Annotated in this window: 15 protein-coding genes; 8 read left to right on the top strand and 7 right to left on the bottom strand. The window is 74.1% G+C overall.

The window, feature by feature from the left end; all coding sequences use genetic code 11:
• The first annotated feature begins 162 nt into the window (after positions 1–162).
• The 3 genes from NP064_RS09150 (at position 163) to NP064_RS09140 (ending at position 3,084) form a co-directional block, all read left to right on the top strand.
• Positions 163–801: a hypothetical protein gene (locus NP064_RS09150; RefSeq protein ID WP_256813526.1), complete on the top strand. Its 639-nt coding sequence runs from the start codon at positions 163–165 to the stop codon at positions 799–801.
• An 85-nt stretch (positions 802–886) separates the two neighbouring features.
• Positions 887–2,539, top strand: coding sequence for an AlkA N-terminal domain-containing protein (locus NP064_RS09145; RefSeq protein ID WP_227569335.1), 1,653 nt, complete (start codon positions 887–889; stop codon positions 2,537–2,539).
• A complete protein-coding gene (locus tag NP064_RS09140) occupies positions 2,536–3,084 on the top strand; it encodes a methylated-DNA--[protein]-cysteine S-methyltransferase (RefSeq protein WP_227569334.1) in 549 nt (182 codons plus the stop codon). The genes NP064_RS09145 and NP064_RS09140 overlap by 4 nt, the downstream gene beginning before the upstream one ends.
• Before the next feature lie 41 nt (positions 3,085–3,125).
• Here NP064_RS09140 and NP064_RS09135 read toward each other — a convergent pair whose 3' ends face one another.
• Complete coding sequence (locus NP064_RS09135) at positions 3,126–4,028, bottom strand: LLM class flavin-dependent oxidoreductase (RefSeq protein ID WP_227569333.1); 903 nt, start codon at positions 4,026–4,028, stop codon at positions 3,126–3,128.
• Between the two features lie 221 nt (positions 4,029–4,249).
• Between NP064_RS09135 and NP064_RS09130 the strand changes: the two genes are divergently transcribed.
• Entirely contained in the window at positions 4,250–5,566 is a 1,317-nt protein-coding gene (locus NP064_RS09130) for a hemolysin family protein (RefSeq protein WP_227569332.1), read from the top strand.
• A 39-nt stretch (positions 5,567–5,605) separates the two neighbouring features.
• Here the strand turns inward: NP064_RS09130 and NP064_RS09125 are convergent, their stop codons facing one another.
• The 3 genes from NP064_RS09125 to manD all read right to left on the bottom strand — a co-directional run bounded on the left by NP064_RS09125 (position 5,606) and on the right by manD (position 8,569).
• A complete protein-coding gene (locus NP064_RS09125; protein ID WP_227569331.1) occupies positions 5,606–6,037 on the bottom strand; it encodes a VOC family protein in 432 nt (143 codons plus the stop codon).
• A 152-nt stretch (positions 6,038–6,189) separates the two neighbouring features.
• The gene (locus tag NP064_RS09120) at positions 6,190–7,230 is read right to left on the bottom strand and encodes a LacI family DNA-binding transcriptional regulator (RefSeq protein ID WP_227569330.1); all 1,041 of its coding nucleotides are present in this window, start codon (positions 7,228–7,230) and stop codon (positions 6,190–6,192) included.
• 103 nt (positions 7,231–7,333) lie between these two features.
• A complete protein-coding gene (gene manD, locus NP064_RS09115) occupies positions 7,334–8,569 on the bottom strand; it encodes a D-mannonate dehydratase ManD (RefSeq protein ID WP_227569329.1) in 1,236 nt (411 codons plus the stop codon).
• Positions 8,570–8,719: 150 nt separating this feature from the next.
• Here manD and NP064_RS09110 point away from each other — a divergent pair, with 150 nt between their 5' ends.
• The 3 genes from NP064_RS09110 to yczE are packed head-to-tail and all read left to right on the top strand — an operon-like array spanning position 8,720 to position 10,695.
• On the top strand, positions 8,720–9,778 hold the full coding sequence (locus tag NP064_RS09110; RefSeq protein WP_227569328.1) for a quinone-dependent dihydroorotate dehydrogenase: 1,059 nt from the start codon (positions 8,720–8,722) through the stop codon (positions 9,776–9,778).
• Between the two features lie 3 nt (positions 9,779–9,781).
• Positions 9,782–9,994: a hypothetical protein gene (locus NP064_RS09105; RefSeq protein ID WP_227569327.1), complete on the top strand. Its 213-nt coding sequence runs from the start codon at positions 9,782–9,784 to the stop codon at positions 9,992–9,994.
• Positions 9,991–10,695, top strand: a complete 705-nt coding sequence (gene yczE / locus NP064_RS09100; RefSeq protein WP_308015930.1) for a membrane protein YczE — start codon at positions 9,991–9,993, stop codon at positions 10,693–10,695. Before NP064_RS09105 ends, yczE begins: the two co-directional genes overlap by 4 nt.
• A 54-nt stretch (positions 10,696–10,749) precedes the next feature.
• Here the strand turns inward: yczE and NP064_RS09095 are convergent, their stop codons facing one another.
• Entirely contained in the window at positions 10,750–11,760 is a 1,011-nt protein-coding gene (locus NP064_RS09095; protein WP_227569326.1) for an aldo/keto reductase family protein, read from the bottom strand.
• Between the two features lie 20 nt (positions 11,761–11,780).
• Positions 11,781–12,386, bottom strand: coding sequence for a DUF3043 domain-containing protein (locus NP064_RS09090; protein WP_227569325.1), 606 nt, complete (start codon positions 12,384–12,386; stop codon positions 11,781–11,783).
• Between the two features lie 34 nt (positions 12,387–12,420).
• On the opposite strand from NP064_RS09090, the gene NP064_RS09085 reads away from it, so the two are divergent.
• Positions 12,421–13,803, top strand: coding sequence for a dipeptidase (locus tag NP064_RS09085; protein WP_227569324.1), 1,383 nt, complete (start codon positions 12,421–12,423; stop codon positions 13,801–13,803).
• A 45-nt stretch (positions 13,804–13,848) separates the two neighbouring features.
• On the opposite strand, the gene NP064_RS09080 is transcribed toward NP064_RS09085, so the two are convergent.
• A complete protein-coding gene (locus NP064_RS09080) occupies positions 13,849–14,481 on the bottom strand; it encodes an acyl-CoA thioesterase (RefSeq protein WP_256813525.1) in 633 nt (210 codons plus the stop codon).
• Between the last annotated feature and the right edge of the window lie 128 nt (positions 14,482–14,609).

The following is a 14,609-nucleotide window of genomic DNA, read 5'->3' as shown; positions in this document are numbered from 1 at the left end:
CGCGCACACCACAGTGGTGTGGGGTAGTTGCACGTCCAGCGTTCGTCACCGGCACGTGACCGGAGGCGGGCTGCACTTCACAGCCTGGAGGCAGGGCACGTCACCGACCGCTCCCGAACTGGCCATGTCGCAACACCGCCTGGGGTCGTCGACTTGGGATCTATGGTGACCGCTCGCACGTTCCGATCAGTCGTCGTCGCGGCGGCGCCTGTTCTCGTCCTCGGCGCCGCGTGCGCCGGGGGCGAGGGCGGGGACACTGCGGCCAGCGCGCCGGCGGGTTCTGAGGACGTCGGCCGGTACTTCACGACCTATCTCGACGAGGCCGTCGCCTTGGGGGTTGCCGGACCGGAGCAGATCGCCGTGCTCGAGCGTGCCGTGGAGAACGACGGGATGCCTTTCGAGGACCTTGCCGAGCTCACCCGGAGAACGTTCGACTGCTTCACCGGCGCAGGCATCGACTACACCGAGAAGGAGCCGTACGAGTTCGGCATCGGCTATCTGCTGCCCGATTACACCTGGGCGGCCGAGATGCCGGGCAAGACGCTCGCGGAGGTGGAGGAGCTCGGGGACGCGTGCATCGACCGGCACAGCTATTGGGCGTCGATGGCCTACCAGGACGAGCGCGTCGTCGGAGAGGCGCGGGACGCCCGCCTCCGCCGCGACTTCCCCCACGTCGTCGAGTGCCTGCGCGGGCACGGCGTCGACGTTCCCGACGACGCGGCCCTCGACGAGGTGCGTCAGAACGTCGAGGAGCTCGCCTTCGCCGACGAGCCCGCGACCTGCTACGACGACTTCCGCTGACCTCGGCCAGGTCGCCTGGGCGGCCGGTCACGGCAAGGTCCGAAAACCGCCAGCCATCCCCGCCTCGTGGGGCGAGGATGGACGCATGAGAAGCCACGGGGTCGCCCACGCGGACGGGGCCCGATGCGCGCTCGGCGACCCGTTGTTCTCGGAGCGCTATCGCGCGATCGACGCGCGGGACACCCGGTTCGACGGCCAGTTCTTCACCGCCGTCTCCTCGACCGGCATCTACTGCCGGCCCTCGTGCCCGGCCCGCACCCCGGCGCCGCGGAACGTGACCTTCTTCCTCACCTCGGCCGCGGCTCACGAGGCGGGCTACCGGGCGTGCAAGCGCTGCCTGCCCGAGGCGGCGCCCGGCACCCCCGACTGGGACCTGCGACGGGACCTCGCCGCCCGGGCGATGCGGCTGATCAACGACGGCGTCGTCGACAGGGAGGGGGTGGAGGGCCTGGCCGTGCGGCTGGGCTACACCGCCAGGCACGTCCACCGGTTGCTGATCGCGGAGCTCGGCGCGGGGCCGCTCGCCCTCGCGCGGGCGCGGCGCGCGCAGACGGCGCGCTCGCTGCTGGTGGGGACCACCCTGCCGATGGCGCGCGTCGCGTTCGCGGCGGGCTTCGGCTCGATCCGGCAGTTCAACGACACCGTGCAGGCGGTGTTCGCCGCGCGCCCCAGCGAGCTGCGGGCGCGATCGGCCCCACGCGCCGGCGCGGCCCCGGCCGGCCCGGATGGGCCCCGGGCCGATCTCCCGGACGCGACGGCCTCGCCCGCCGCTCCCGTGAGGCTCGATCTGGACCTGCCCGTGCGCCAGCCCTTCGACGCCCCCGGCGCGTTCCGCTTCCTCGCCGCTCGCGCGGTCAGCGGGGTGGAGGCCGCCGACCTCGACGACGGCCACCTGCGCTACGCCCGGACGCTCACCCTCCCGCACGGCCCCGGCGCCGTCGAGGTCGTCGCGACCCCGACGGCGGCGGGATGGCGCCTGCGGGCCGCGCTCGAGCTCGCCTCCCTGGCGGACGTCGCCCCGGCCGTGGCGCGAGTCCGCCGGATGCTCGACCTGGACGCCGACCCCGTCGCCGTCGACCAGGCGCTAGGCGCGGACCCACATCTGGCCGGGCTCGTGGCCCGCACGCCGGGGATCAGGGCGCCGGGAGCGGTGGACCCGCACGAGCTCGTCGTGCGGGCCATCGTCGGTCAGCAGATCTCCGTCGCGGCGGCGCGCACGCACCTCAGCCGCCTCGCAGCCGTGGCCGGGGAGACGTACGCGTCGGGCTTCCGTGGCCTCGACCGGCTGTTCCCCTCGCCTGCCCAGATCGTCCAGCGGGTGCCGGAGCCCGGCGAGGGCCTCGACCCGGACCGGCCGCTGCGGCTGCCCCGACGGGCCGTCGAGGCTGTGCTGGCGACCTCCCGGGCGCTGGCCGACGGCGACCTGGACGTTCACGTGGGGGCCGATCCCGAGGCGTTGCGGGCCGCGCTGGTCGCCCGCCCCAGAATCGGCCCCTGGACCGCCGCGTACGTCGCGATGAGGGTGCTCGGCGATCCTGACTCGTGGCTCGAGGGTGACGTCGCCCTCGTCGCCGGCGCCCGAGCCGTCGGCGTCCTCGGTGACGACGTCCCGGCAGCCGCCGGTCAGCGCGTCCTCGCGGACCGTGCTGCCGCGTGGGCGCCCTGGCGGTCCTATGCCGCCATGCACCTGTGGCAGTCCGCGGGAGACGCGCGCCGCCTCGAGAGGAGAACCCCATGACCAGCACCACTGTCGCGACCCTGGACACGCCCGACGGCCCGTTCACCGTGGTGCTCGACGCCGACAGCGTCCTGGCCGCGGGCTGGACCGCGGAGCCGGGGACCCTCGTGGCGCTCATGCACCCCACGCTGCGCCCTGGCGCATGGGACGTCGTGGCCGGACGCAGGGCCACGGACCCCATGACGCGGTCCGTGCTGGACGCGGTCGCCGCCTACTACGACGGCGACCTGGACGCGCCCGCCCGCATCGCCGTCCGCCAGCACTCGGGGGAGTTCCGGATGCGCGCCTGGGACGCGCTGCGGCAGGTGCCCGCCGGCGAGCGCCTCACGTACGCCGATCACGCGACGCGCAGCGGTCGGCCGGCGGCGGTGCGGGCGGCGGCCGCGGCCTGCGCGATGAACGCGGCCGCGCTGTTCGTCCCCTGCCACCGCGTCCTGCGCTCGGATGGAGGGCTCGGCGGCTTCCGGTACGGCCTCCCGCTCAAGCAGCGCCTGCTGGACCGCGAGACGGCCACCGGCGCACAGTCCGTGCTCTTCACGGGCTAGGGAGCCCTTCGCCCGCCGTCGGCGATCCCCGAACGCCGACGTCACGGCGTCAGCGGGCGGACCTCCTCGGCGACGAAGCGCACGAACCCCTCGGGATCCGGCTCCCCCGTGAGGGGCTGGAGGACGACCGTGTCGGCGCCCGCGTCGGCCCAACGCCCCACCGCCGCCGCGATCTCCTCGGCGCTCCCGGCCGCCCCGCCCTCAGGCCCGGGCTCATGGCCCCAGGCGCGCTGCTCCCGCTCCAGCCGCTCCGTGGCGCCGGGCCCCGTCGCCGCCATCAGGTAGACGGTGATGGGGTGCGGGTCCTGGCGCCCGGCGGCGGCCCGGCCCTCGTCGATGAGCTCGCGAGCGCGGGCCACCTGCGCGGGCGTGGTGCCGCCCGTCAGGATGGTGGCGTCCGCGACCTCGCCGGACAGCCGCAGCGACCGTGGGCCGCCGGTCCCGACGCCCACCAGCGGCGGGCGCTCGGGCGGCCAGTCGAGCCTGACCTGCCGCAGGCGCACGTACCTACCGTCGGTGGTCACCTCCGAACCGGCGAGCAGGCTGCGCAGGGCCGTGACGTGCTCGCGCAGCAGCGTCAGGGGCGAGTCCACCCGCGCGCCCACCTGGCCCATCCAATCCTGGACGCCGTGCCCGACGCCGACGCGCAGCCGGCCCGGGAACATCCGCTCCAGGGTCGCGACCTCCATCGCCGCGAGCGCGACGTTGCGCAACGGCACAGGCATCACGCCGATGCCCACCGCGAGCCGATCGGTGGACGCGAGCAACGCGGACGCGGTGGACACCCCGCCGCTCAAGAAGCAGTCCTCCCACAACCAGAGCTCTTCGAGGCCCGCGGCATCGGCGGCGCGGGCCACGGCGCGCAACCGCTCGGGCGGCAGCGAGGGGAGCGCCACCGCCCCCAGAGTCGTGCGCGGTCGTGCGGTGCCGGGTGAAGGGTGCATGGCGTCTCCTTGCGGTGCCGTGGGGGTGCGTCGAACAGTCTGCCCGTCAGCGCCCGGGCCGTCGGGCCGCCCATGCCGCTCCGGGCGGGGAACGCGGGGGATCGGGCCGTCGTTGTGCTGGGTAGCCACGCCACGCCGCCGCGACCCGACGGGCGCCCAGGAGCACGTCGACGCGGACGCGGCGCAGGCGGCCGCACCCGGCACCGAGGAGGCATCACCTCGTGGACTCAGGCACCGTGCTCAACGTCGCGCTCGTCCTCGTGTTCGTGCTGGTCGGGGGAGTGTTCGCCGGCACGGAGTTCGCCCTCGTCTCCCTGCGGGACTCGCAGATCTCCCAGCTGGCCCAGCGCGGGGCCCGCGGCGCCCGGGTGGCTGGCGTGGCGCGCGACCCGAACCGGTTCCTCGCCGCCGTGCAGATCGGCGTCACCGTGGCCGGGTTCCTCTCGGCGGCCTACGGCGCGTCGACCCTCGCCCCCGACTTCGCCCCGGCGCTCGAGCGGCTCGGGCTCCCCTCCGCCCTGGCCGACACCTCGGCGCTGGTGCTGCTCACCCTCGTGATCGCCTACCTGTCCCTCGTGCTCGGCGAGCTGGCGCCCAAGCGCATCGCCCTGCAGCGCTCGGCACAGGTGGCGCTGCTCGTCGGCCCCCCGCTCGACCGGTTCGCGAGCGCGATGCGCCCGGTGATCTGGCTGCTCTCGCGGTCCACGGACCTCGTCGTGCGGCTGCTGGGCGGCAACCCGGCGGCGCGGAGCGAGGCGATGACCGAGGAGGAGCTCCGCGACCTCGTCGTGGCGCACGAGGCGCTGCCCGAGGACGAGCGGCAGATCCTCACCGACGTCTTCTCGGCGTCGAGGCGGTCGGTGGTCGAGGCGATGCGGCCACGCGGGGAGGTCGTGTTCCTGACCGCCGACCTCGCACTGCCCGAGGCGGCCGCGACCGTGCGCGCCCACCCGTACTCCCGGTACCCGGTCACCGGCGAGGACTTCGACGACGTCATCGGGTTCCTGCACGTGCGCGACCTCCTCGAGGTGTGGGACGCCGACGACGACGCGGACGGCGGCCCTCGGACCGTGCGCGAGGTCACCCGCGACGTCCTCCAGCTCCCCGGCTCGAGCCAGCTGCTGCCCGCGCTCGCGGTCATGCGCCGCACCGGCGTGCACCTGGCGATCGTCGTCGACGAGTACGGCGGGACCGACGGCATCATCACCCTCGAGGACCTCGTCGAGGAGCTCGTGGGCGACATCCGCGACGAGTACGACCCGGCACTGGAGCCGCTCGCCCGGGGCGACTTCGACGCGGGCCTCACCATCGAGGCGTTCGCCGATGAGAGCGGCATCAGGCTCCAGGACGGGCCCTACGAGACAGTCGCCGGGTACGTGCTCGCGCGCCTCGGGCGCCTGGCGAGGCAGGGGGACGTGGTGGACGTCGACGGCCGCCGGCTCACGGTCGCGGCCGTCGAGGACCGTAGGATCCGGCGGGTCACCGTGACGCCCGTGCCGCGCCCGGTCGATGGCGGGGCTCCTGCCGAGCCCGGGTGATCGCGGGGCCGTCGACGCGACAGCCCGCCGCCGGGCGCCTCACTCGGCGGGGGAGCCCAGCACGTCGAGGTAGTGCGGGCTGTGCATGAGTCCCAGCACGTTGCCGAACGGGTCCACCACCGCGGCCGTGACGAACCCGGCCTCCCGGGTGACGGGCTCCTGGTAGGGCGTCGCCCCGCGCGCCAGCAGGTCGTCATAGGCGCCCTGCAGGTCGTCGACGTGCCAGTACACGACGGCGCCGCCGGGCTCGTCGGCGCCGGGCGGAGGCGCGAAACGGCTGTCGATGAGGCCGAGCTCGTGCTGGTAGTCGCCGATCCGGAACTCCGCGTACTGCGGGTCGGCGGGGGCCTCCGGCCGGACGAAGTACGGCTCGACGCCGAGCAGCCGGGTGTACCACTCGATGGCCTCCGGCATGTCCGGGGCCCAGTAGTTGACGGTGGTCAGTCCTCGCAACGGGCTGGTGTCGCTCATGGCCGGCACTCCCTCGCGTCGGGGCTTGGGGTCCGTGGGCCTCGCGTGGCCGCGCGGTCGAGCTTCCATCGTGTCGCGGGGCGCGGCGTGCCGCACCCCGTGCCCATGGACGGGCGGCCGGTGGTGGCGCGGGGCGGCGGGAGGGCTGCCGGTCACACCCCGCCGGGCGGGGCGGTGCTCTCGCGCACGATGAGCTCGGTGGCCAGGTCGATGCGCTGGTTGCTCGGGCTCTCGCCACGCGCCAGGCTCAGCACCATGCGGGTCGCCGTCCCCGCCATCTCGCGCAAGGGCTGGCGGATGGTGGTCAGCGGCGGCCCGATCCACTCGGTGAGTGGCAGGTCGTCGTAGCCCACGACGGACAGGTCCTCCGGCACCCGCAGGCCGAGCTCGCGCGCGGCGCGCATCACCCCGAGAGCCTGCAGGTCGGAGCCCGCGAAGATCGCCGTGGGGCGGTCCTCGCGCCTGAGCAGGTCGAGGCCGTGGTCGTAGCCGCCCTGGACGAAGAAGTCGCCGTGGCGCACCAGCGCCGGGTCGACCCGCACGCCCGCCTCGTCGAGCGCGGTGCGGTAGCCGTCGATGCGCGCGCGGCTGCACATCACGTCACTGGGCCCGGCGATGACCGCGATCCGCCGGTGGCCCAGTCCGAGCAGGTGGCGGGTCGCGGCCAGGCCGCCGTTCCAGTTCTGCGAGCCGACCGTCGGGATGCCGACCGGCGGCTCCCCGGCGGTGTCGACCACGACGAACGGGATGGCGCGCGACTCGAGCTGGCGGCGCTGCGCCGGGTCCACGTCGGACAGCACGAGGATGACCCCGAGCGGCCGACGCGCCAGGAGGTCGTCGAGCCACTCCTGCCGAGGGCGGTGGGCGCCGCCCAGCTCGGACAGGACGACGCCGACCCGCGCGGTCCCCGCGACCTGCTCCACGCCCTTGATGATCTCCACCGCCCAGGCGGAGTCCAGCTCGTGGAACACCAGGTCGAGCAGTCGTGGCCCCGTCGGGGTGCGACTGCGCCGGCGCTGGTAGCGGCGCTGCGCGAGCACGGCCTCGACGCGGGCGCGGGTGGCTGCCGAGACGTCGGGGCGGCCGTTGAGCACCTTGGAGACGGTGGGCACCGACACCCCGGCCTCGAGGGCGATCGTGGCGATGGTGGGCGGCACGGGAGAAGAGCCCGCGCCGTGGTCGATGCTGGTCATGAGCGCCCGGGTTCCTTCGTGAGAGGCTCGCCGCAAGTTTCGCGGGAAAAGTACCACTTGGCGGCTTCTGCGAGGGCCCGATCGGCGTCACGCCGCGCAGGCTTCACCAGTCGTGGACCGTGCCGTCCTGGAGCCTGCTGAACGGCAGGTACGCCGGTTGGTACGGGTGGGCGTCCGCGGCCGCGTCGTCATACTCCACGCCCAGTCCCGGCGCGTCCCCCGGGTGCAGCAGGCCGCCGGAGAACGTCGCCGACGTCCGGAAGACCTCATGGGTGAGGCGTCCGTGGGGCATGTGCTCCTGGATGCCGAAGTTGTGGATGGCGAGGTCCAGGTGCAGCGCGGCGGCCATGCCGACGGGGGAGACGTCACTGGGCCCGTGGATGCCCGACTTGATCTGGTGCTGCGCCGCGAAGTCGAGGATGCGGCGCAGCCCCGTGATCCCGCCAGCGTGCGTCACCGACGAGCGCACGTAGTCGATCAACTGCTCGCGGACCAGCGTCTGGTAGTCCCACACGCTGTTGAGCACCTCGCCGATGGCCAGCGGAGTGGTGGTGTGCTGGCGCACCAGCCGCAGGCCCTCCTGGTTCTCCGCCGGGGTGCAGTCCTCGAGCCAGAACAGGTCGTAGGGCTCGAGGTCCTTGCCGAGCCGCGCCGCCTGGATCGGCGTCATGCGGTGGTGGCCGTCGTGCAGCAGCGGCAGCTCGGGGCCGAACTCCGCGCGGACCGCCTCGAAGACCCCCGGGACGTGGCGCAGGTAGGCGCGGGTGTCCCAGTCCTCCTCGACGGGCAGCGGCGCCCGTTGCGCGGGCTCGTAGCGCACCGTCCCGGAGCCGCTCGGCGCCGGCACCCCGTACAGCGCGGTGATGCCGGGCACCGCCGTCTGGACCCGGATGGCCCGGTAGCCCTCCTCGAGGTGCCGGCGCACCGAGTCGAAGACCTCGGGCAGGTCGCGGCCCGACGCGTGGCCGTACGCGAGGGCACCCGTGCGGGACGCCCCGCCCAGCAGCTGGTACAGCGGCATCCCCGCCAGACGCGCCTTGACATCCCACAGCGCCATGTCCACCGCGGCGATCGCCGACATCGTCACCGGGCCGCGCCGCCAGTACGCGCCCCGGTACAGCAGTTGCCAGGTGTCCTCGACGCGGTGCGCGTCGCGGCCGATCAGCAACGGAGCCACGTGGTCCCGGAGGTAGGACACGACAGCGAGCTCACGGCCGTTCAGGGTCGCGTCGCCGAGCCCGATGACGCCGTCCTCGGTGGTGACGCGCAGGGTGACGAAGTTGCGGTCCGGGCTCGTGACGAGCACCTCGGCGGAGCGGATCGCGGTGCCGAGCGCCATGACGCCTCCGATCGCGGGCGGCCTGCGTCGGCGTCGGCGCCGACCTGTCGAGCCTAGGGCGTGCCCACGGCGGAGTCGACGGGCGGCTGAGCGTGTCCGCGGACGGGCGCCCCGCCGCCAGCGAGAACCCTCAACCGGTACGTTGAGGTGGTGTACCACCTCCTCTTCAACCTGGTCTTCCGGCGCATGGACCCCGAGCGGGCGCACGAGGTCGCGTTCCGCCTGATCCGGCTCGTCGCAGCGGTCCCCGTGCTCGGCGTCGTGGTGGCCCGGCTCAGCGCCTCCCAATCAACCGGCGCCGTGCGCGCGCTCGGGCGCGTGTTCCCCGCGCCGTTCGGCCTGGCGGCCGGGTTCGACAAGAACGCGCTGGGCGTCGCCGGCCTGCGGATGCTCGGGTTCGGCTTCGTGGAGATCGGCACCGTCACAGCCCACCCGCAGCCCGGCAACGAGCCGCCGCGCCTGTGGCGGGTGCTGGACCAGCGCGCGCTGCGCAACCGCATGGGCTTCAACAACCAGGGCTCGGCCGAGGTCGCCCGACGGCTCCAGCGGCTCCGCAGCACCCCGGGCGGGCGCTCGCTCGTCATCGGCGTGAACATCGGCAAGACGAAGGTCACGCCCGCGGAGGACGCCGCCCACGACTACGCGATCAGCGCCCGGCGGCTCGGCGCGTACGCCGACTACCTGGTGGTCAACGTGTCCTCGCCCAACACCCCGGGCCTGCGCGACCTGCAGTCGGTCGAGTCGCTGCGCCCGATCCTCCAGGCGACCCGCGCCGCCGCCGACGAGGCCACGGCGGCGGCTGGCCGGCCGCGGGTGCCGCTGCTGGTGAAGATCGCCCCGGACCTCTCCGACGAGGACGTCGACGCGGTCGCCGACCTCGCCCTCGAGCTGGACCTCGACGGGGTCGTCGCGGTGAACACGACCATCGCCCACGACCTCGGCGAGGGCGGGCTCTCGGGCCCCCCGCTGCTGTCGCGAGGGCTCGACGTCGTGGCCCGGCTGCGCACCCGCCTTGGCCCGGAGCCCGTGATCATGGGGGTGGGCGGCATCACCACTGCCGCAGACGCCCGCGAGTACCTGGCAGTGGGAGCGACCCTGGTGCAGGGGTACACAGGCCTGATCTACGAGGGCCCGTTCTGGGCCGCGGGCATCAACAAGGCGTTGGCGCGGGACGCCGCGCGCGGGCCCCACGACCCGGCGGGGCGCTGAGCCATGGTGATGCGGCCCCGGTGGGCGTGGGAGCTCGACGACGCGGAGGGGCGCGTCCTCGACCGCCCGGTCAGCCCAGTGTTCACCACGCAGTTCGACGCCGAGCAGTGGATCGGCGAGCAGTGGCGCGTGCTGGCCGGCCAAGGGGTGCACTCCGCCCGGCTGCTGCACGACGGCCACCAGGCCACACCCACGCTCGCCCTGCGCGTCCCGTGACGGGAGCGCCTCCCGAGCAGCCGCGGCCCGGCGAGAGGACGCCGGCCCCGGCGCCCGCCGCGCCGTCGTCGGGCACGGCGCTCGCCCACCAGCGGCTGCCGCTGCGGTACGCGCGCCTCTTCCTCGGGCTCGTGCTGTTCGCGGCCTCCCTGGCGATGCTGGTCCGCTCCGGGCTCGGCAACATGCCGTGGGACGTGCTCGGCCAGGGGGTCGCGCTGAGGCTCGGCTGGACGCTCGGAGCGGCGACCTTGATGCTGAGCGTGCTGGTGCTCGCGTGCTGGTTCCCGCTGCGGCAGCGCCCCGGCATGGGGACGGTCGCCAACGTGCTGGTCATCGGGGTCCTGGTGGACCCCTTCCTGGCGCTCCTCGCCCTGCTCCCCGAGGATCTGGGCCTGCCCGCCGCGGTGGCGCTCGTGGTGGGCGGGATCGTGCTGAACGCGTTGGCCAGCGGCCTGTACATCGGCGCCCGGCTCGGCCCCGGGCCGCGAGACGGGCTCATGACAGGCCTCGTGCGCCGCACCGGCAGGCCCGTGAACCTGGTCCGCACCAGCATCGAGGTGCTCGTCGTGGCCGCCGGGTGGGTGCTCGGCGGCACAGTCGGCTTCGCGACGCTCGCCTACGCCGTGGCCATCGGGCCGCTCGTGCACGTGCTGCTGCCCCGACTGACCGTGCCCGAGCGTCCCGCCGCCCCGGAGCCCTGAGACGGCAGCGGCCGCCCTCCCGCAGGAGGGCGGCCGCCGTCGGCCTGGCGCAGGTCAGCGCGAGGCGGGGGAGTTCTTCGCCGTCTCGGCGGGGTCGCGCACCACCGAGTCGCCCAGCGCGTCGTCGATCCGCGCGAGCAGCTCCGGCGGGATCACCACGCCCGAGGCCTTGACGTTCTCAGCGACCTGCTCGGGGCGGCTGGCCCCGATCAGCGCCGCGGCCACGTTCTCGTTCTGCAGCACCCAGGCGACCGCGAGCTGCGCCATCGACAGGCCCAGCTCGTCGGCGATCGGCTGGAGCCGCTGCACGCGCTCGAGCAGCTCGTCGTTGCCGAGGAAGCGCTGGATCATCCGCGCGCCGCCCTTCTCGTCGGTCGCCCGCGACCCGGCGGGCGCGGGGGCGCCCGGCTTGTACTTGCCGGTCAGCACGCCCTGGGCCACGGGGGACCAGACGATCTGCGAGAGGCCCAGCTCCTTCGAGGTGGGGACGACCTCCTCCTCGATGACCCGCCACAGCGCGGAGTACTGCGGCTGGTTGGAGATCAGCTGGAAGCCGAGGTCCTGGGCCAGCGCGTGGCCGGCGCGGATCTGGTCGGCGGTCCATTCGGAGACTCCGATGTACAGCGCCTTGCCCTGCCGGACGATGTCGGCGAACGCCTGCATCGTCTCTTCGAGCGGGGTGTCGTGGTCGTAGCGGTGCGCCTGGTACAGGTCGACGTAGTCCGTCTGCAGCCGCTCGAGGGAGCCGTTGATGGACTCCATGATGTGCTTGCGCGACAGGCCGCTGTCGTTGGCGCCGCCAGGCCCGGTGGGCCAGTACACCTTCGTGAAGATCTCGAGCGACTGACGGCGCTCGCCCTTCAGCGCCTCGCCGAGGACGCTCTCAGCCTTGGTGTTCGCGTAGACGTCGGCGGTGTCGAAAGACGTGATGCCGGCGTCGAGCGCGGCCCGCACACAGGCCTTCGCGGTGTCGTTCTCGACCTGCGAGCCGTGGGTGAGCCAGTTGCCGTACGTGATCTCGGTGATCTTGAGGCCCGAGTTGCCGAGGAAGCGGTAGTTGACCATCCCGCCACTTTATCCGCGGGTCAGGAGGGTCGCTGACCGTGCTTGACCTGGGGCTTCGGCAGGCGGGACGGGCGCAGCTGGAAGACGCGCAGCACCGCGTACATGGTGGCTCCCTTGGGGATCGCCTCCTCGCCGAACTTCGCGACCAGGCGCTTCTTCAGCCCGCGCCACATGATGAACCCGTCGACGATCATCGCGAGCACGAACGTGTAGAGCAGCACGAGCGCGAGCACCGACGCCTCGGCGCTGACACCGGCGAGCACCATCTGGAGCACGATGAGGCCCAGGGCTGCGGGCAGGAAGAACTCGCCGAGGCTCCACCGCGCGTCGACGTAGTCGCGGATGTACCGGCGGACCGGCCCGCGGTCCTTGGCGGGCATGTAGCGCTCGTCGCCGGACTGCATCGCGGCGAACTCGCGCTCGCGCTGTGCCCGGGCCTGCGCCTTCGCGCTCTTCGCGGCGGCCTTGCGGTCGTTCGGCACCAGGGGGCGCTTGTTCGCGGCCTCGGCCTGCTTCCGCTTGGGGGTGGGCCGCCCCTTGCCGGGCTCCGCCGATGCGGCGGGGCTCACGGGCTCAGGGCTGATGCCGCCGGTGAGGGCCTGGTCGTCCTTGCTGCGTCCGAACACCCCACCAGAGTAGTCGAGAGTACGGTGGGCTCTTGTGACGATCCCACCTGCTCCTGCCCCTGACCGAGTCGCCGCGCTGCGCGGACGCGTCGCCGAGGCATTCGGCGACCTGCGGTCTGACCTCGAGGCGCTGGTGCGGATTCCCAGCGTGTCCAGTCCCGCGTTCGACCAGGCGCAGGTCCAAGCGAGCGCCGAGGCGGTCGCCGGGCTGCTCCGCGGCGCGGGCGTGGACGACGTGCGGATCCTGTCGGTCGACGGCCCTGATGGCGCCCCCGGGCGTCCCGCGGTGGTCGCGCGCCGACCCGGGCCGGACGGCGCTCCGACTGTGCTGCTCTACGCCCACCACGACGTGCAGCCGCCCGGCGACCTCGCCGCGTGGGTCAGCCCGCCCTTCGAGCCCGTCGAGCGCGACGGCCGTCTCTACGGCCGCGGAGCCTCCGACGACAAGGCCGGGATCATCGCCCACATCGGCGCGCTGCGCGTGCTGGGGGACGAGCTCGGCGTCGGGGTGACGCTCTTCATCGAGGGGGAGGAGGAGATCGGCTCCCCGACCTTCGCCCAGTTCCTGCACGCCCACCGCGACGAGCTCGCGGCCGACGTGATCGTCGTGGCCGACTCCTCCAACTGGAAGGTCGGCACGCCTGCGCTGACCACGTCGCTGCGCGGCCTGGTCGACCTCGACGTCGAGGTCGCGGTGCTCGAGCACGCGGTGCACTCCGGGATGTTCGGCGGGCCCGTGCTGGACGCCGTGACCCTGCTCGCGCGGCTCATCGCGACACTGCACGACGAGAACGGCGACGTCGCCGTCGACGGGCTCGTCACGGGCGCGCCGCCCGAGGTCGACTACGACGAGGCGGACTTCCGCTCCGACGCGACGGTGCTGCCGGGCTCCGAGCTGGTCGGCACCGGGTCGATCAGCGCCCGCCTGTGGACCAAGCCCGCGCTGTCCGTCATCGGCTTCGACGCCACGAGCGTCGCCCAGTCCTCCAACACCCTCGCGCCGCGGGCCACCGCGCGCCTGTCGCTGCGGATCCCGCCAGGGCAGGACCCGGCCGCCGCCCAGGCGGCGCTCCGCGCGCACCTCGAGGGCCACGCCCCGTTCGGGGCCCGCGTGACCGTGCGGGACGGCGAGCGGGGCCGGCCGTTCCAGGCACCGGTGGACTCCGAGGCGATGCAGGTGGCCCGGTGGGCCTTCGCGGAGTCCTGGGGCACGCCGTCCGTCGACATCGGGCTCGGCGGGTCGATCCCCTTCATCGCCGACCTGCTCGAGGTCTTCCCGGAGGCCGCGATCCTGGTGACGGGCGTCGAGGACCCGGAGTGCAGGGCGCACGGGGCGAACGAGTCGCAGGACCTCGGCGAGCTCGAGCGGGTCGTGCTGGCCGAGGCGCTCCTGCTCGACCGGCTCGCTCAGCGCTGAGGCCCGACGGCGCCGCTCCCCGCGGGGCGGCGCCGCGACGTCGGCTCAGGCGGGCGTCGAGGCGGGGCCCGGCGCTTCGGGCTCGCGCGCGTCGGCGTGCCCGTCGGGCGACGCGTCCGTCGGGCGATGCGCGAGGTCGAGCGACCGCGACCAGGCCAGCACGGCCTCCGGGGCCTGCGGCGAGGGCCCGTCCAGTCCGAACGCGGCGGCGACGTCGCCCGCCGGGACGGCGCCGCCCGTGCGGCGCAGGAACCGGGCGACGATCCACGCCTCGGCCACCACCTCGGGGCGGCCATCGCGCCCGGCCCGCTCGAACCGCTGCTCGAGGTACACGATCCGCTCGTCCCAGCCGAGCACCCGGGTGACGATCTCGAACCGCTCCCAGAGTGTGAGCGAGCGTCGGAAGCGGATGGACTCGCCCACCACGACCGGGTACCAGCCCTGGCTTCGCACAGCGTGCTGGGCGCCGCTGCGCACCAGCAGGTCCACCCGCCCGATGTCGAGCAGGGTGAAGAACACGCCGTTGTTCATGTGCCGCAGCAGGTCGAGGTCGTTGGGCATGACCCGCATCGGCGTGCGGTACTCGTCGAGCCCTGAGGGGCGCTCGTGCGGCGGGGTGGTGCGCAGTGACCTCCGGGCGGCCAGCCACACGAGGAGCAGCCTCACGAGCCGGTTCATGAGGCGGTCCGGTCGTTGGCTGATGGGGCGGGCACGCGGGGCGCGTCGTGCAGCGGCATGGTCACGTCCTCGGGTCGTGCGGCTGGGGCTGGCGGCGGTGCGGGCGCCGGGGCGCGGACGGGCCGCGT

Origin of the sequence: Cellulomonas chengniuliangii (assembly GCF_024508335.1) — a bacterium.
In the GTDB taxonomy this organism is placed as follows: domain Bacteria; phylum Actinomycetota; class Actinomycetes; order Actinomycetales; family Cellulomonadaceae; genus Cellulomonas_A; species Cellulomonas_A chengniuliangii.
Note: the sequence above shows the minus strand (reverse complement) of the source record. Positions and strands in the feature narration are given on the sequence as shown.

Excerpts from the sequence above, each read along its gene's own strand:
- NP064_RS09150 (WP_256813526.1), top strand. The coding sequence starts at position 163 with ATGGTGACCGCTCGCACGTTCCGATCAGTCGTCGTCGCGGCGGCGCCT.
- NP064_RS09145 (WP_227569335.1), top strand. The coding sequence starts at position 887 with ATGAGAAGCCACGGGGTCGCCCACGCGGACGGGGCCCGATGCGCGCTC.
- NP064_RS09140 (WP_227569334.1), top strand. The coding sequence starts at position 2,536 with ATGACCAGCACCACTGTCGCGACCCTGGACACGCCCGACGGCCCGTTC.
- NP064_RS09135 (WP_227569333.1), bottom strand. The coding sequence starts at position 4,028 with ATGCACCCTTCACCCGGCACCGCACGACCGCGCACGACTCTGGGGGCG.
- NP064_RS09125 (WP_227569331.1), bottom strand. The coding sequence starts at position 6,037 with ATGAGCGACACCAGCCCGTTGCGAGGACTGACCACCGTCAACTACTGG.
- NP064_RS09120 (WP_227569330.1), bottom strand. The coding sequence starts at position 7,230 with ATGACCAGCATCGACCACGGCGCGGGCTCTTCTCCCGTGCCGCCCACC.
- manD (WP_227569329.1), bottom strand. The coding sequence starts at position 8,569 with ATGGCGCTCGGCACCGCGATCCGCTCCGCCGAGGTGCTCGTCACGAGC.
- NP064_RS09105 (WP_227569327.1), top strand. The coding sequence starts at position 9,782 with ATGGTGATGCGGCCCCGGTGGGCGTGGGAGCTCGACGACGCGGAGGGG.
- NP064_RS09095 (WP_227569326.1), bottom strand. The coding sequence starts at position 11,760 with ATGGTCAACTACCGCTTCCTCGGCAACTCGGGCCTCAAGATCACCGAG.
- NP064_RS09080 (WP_256813525.1), bottom strand. The coding sequence starts at position 14,481 with ATGAACCGGCTCGTGAGGCTGCTCCTCGTGTGGCTGGCCGCCCGGAGG.